Genomic DNA, 1,729 nt, shown 5'->3' with positions numbered 1-1,729 from the left:
TGAGCTGGTCCTTCTGGCGCCGCAGACACCAGGCCCGGGCCCGCCGCTGTCACTACGTTCGAAGGGGTGCAGCCGACGAAGTGCGGCTGTAGTACTAGTTGACCTGGCGCTCGGACCCGGCCCAGAAGCTCTCCCGCAGCTTGAACTTCTGGATCTTGCCGGTGGCGGTGCGGGCCAGCTCGCCGCGGAACTCCACCCGCTTGGGCACCTTGTAGCCGGCCAGCCGGCCGCGGCAGTGCGCGATGATCGCGGCCTCGTCGGCCTTCTCCCCCTCGGCCAGCACGACCAGCGCGGTGACCATCTCCCCCCACTTGTCGTCGGGGATGCCGATCACGGCGACCTCGGCGACGGCGGGGTGGCTGAAGACGACGTCCTCGACCTCGATCGAGGAGACGTTCTCCCCGCCGGTGATGATCACGTCCTTCTTCCGGTCGGAGATCGTGAGGTAGCCGCCCTCGTCGATCGACCCGCCGTCGCCGGTGTGGAACCAGCCGCCGTCCAGGGCCTCGGCCGAGGCGTCCGGGTTCTCCCAGTAGCCGGCCAACACCGTGTTGCCCTGCGCCAGCACCTCGCCGGACTCGCTGGTCGCCAGCCGGGTCCCCAGCGCCGGCACCCCGGCGCGGGACAGCCGCCTCGCCCGCTCCTCGGGGTCGAGGTCGTCGTACTCGGCGCGCGGCCGGTTGATGGTGAGCAGCGGCGCGGTCTCGGTGAGGCCGTAGATCTGGTTGAACTCCCAGCCCAGCTCACCCTCGATCCGGGCGATGGTCCGCGACGGCGGCGGCGCCCCGGCCACGATCACCCGCACCCGGTCGCGGCCGGGGATCTCGCCGTCCCACTCCGCGGCGGCGTCCAGCACGGCGTTCCACACCGCCGGAGCCCCGGCCATGACGGTGACACCGTGCTGCTCGACGCGGCGCAGGATCTCCGCGCCGTCGACCTTGCGCAGCACCACCTGCCGGGCGCCGACCCCGGCCATCGAGTACGGCAGGCCCCAGCCGTTGCAGTGAAACATCGGCAGCGTGTGCAGGTAGACGTCGCGGTCGCTGACCTGCATGTGCATGCCGAAGGTGACGGCGTTGACCCACTCGTTGCGGTGGGTCATCTGCACGCCCTTGGGTCGCGCCGTCGTCCCGCTCGTGTAGTTGATCGTCGCGGTGGCGTCCTCGTCGGGCTCGGCCCACGGGACGGGCTCGGTGTCGAACCGCAGCAGCTGCTCGTACTCGTCCCCCGTGCCGAGGCAGTGCTCGGCCGAGACCCCCTTCAGCGACTCGCGCAGGTCCGGGTCGACCAGCAGCACCCGGGCGCCGCAGTGCCCGACGATGTACCGGACCTCCTCCTGGCCCAGCCGGAAGTTGACCGGCACGGCGACCCGGCCCGAGGACGGGACGGCGAGCAGGACCTCCAGCAGCCGGGCGGCGTTGTGGCTGACGACGGCGACCCGCTCCCCCGCGCCGACCCCCAGGGCGTCGAGCCCGGCCTGCAGCGCGCGGCCGCGGCGGGCGACCTCCCGCCAGGTCAGCTCACCGAGCGAGGGGGCGGGCTGGTCCGGCTCGTCGACGATGCCGATCCGGTCGCCGTAGACGAGCTCGGCACGGTCCAGGAAGTCGCGGGTCGTCAGTGGCACGCGCATGCGTTGCTCCTATGTCAAGCCGCGGCTGGAAGGCACGTTCCAGCCGCGGTGTCGGTCGGTCGAAGCAGGTTGAAGACGATGCGAGCCAGGCGGCGCTTG

1 protein-coding gene is annotated in these 1,729 nt (G+C 71.9%); it reads right to left on the bottom strand.

Features of this window, described 5'->3' with window-relative positions; translation table 11 throughout:
* Positions 1-94: 94 nt before the first annotated feature.
* Positions 95-1,630 carry an AMP-binding protein gene (locus ACK586_RS25290; RefSeq protein WP_409333294.1) on the bottom strand — a complete coding sequence of 512 codons (1,536 nt, stop codon included), beginning with the start codon at positions 1,628-1,630 and terminating at the stop codon, positions 95-97.
* Positions 1,631-1,729 lie beyond the last annotated feature (99 nt).

The organism is Trujillonella humicola, from assembly GCF_046233715.1.
GTDB lineage: Bacteria > Actinomycetota > Actinomycetes > Mycobacteriales > Geodermatophilaceae > Trujillonella > Trujillonella humicola.
The sequence above is the reverse complement of the archived record's forward strand: the minus strand, read 5'-3'. Positions and strand labels throughout refer to the sequence as shown.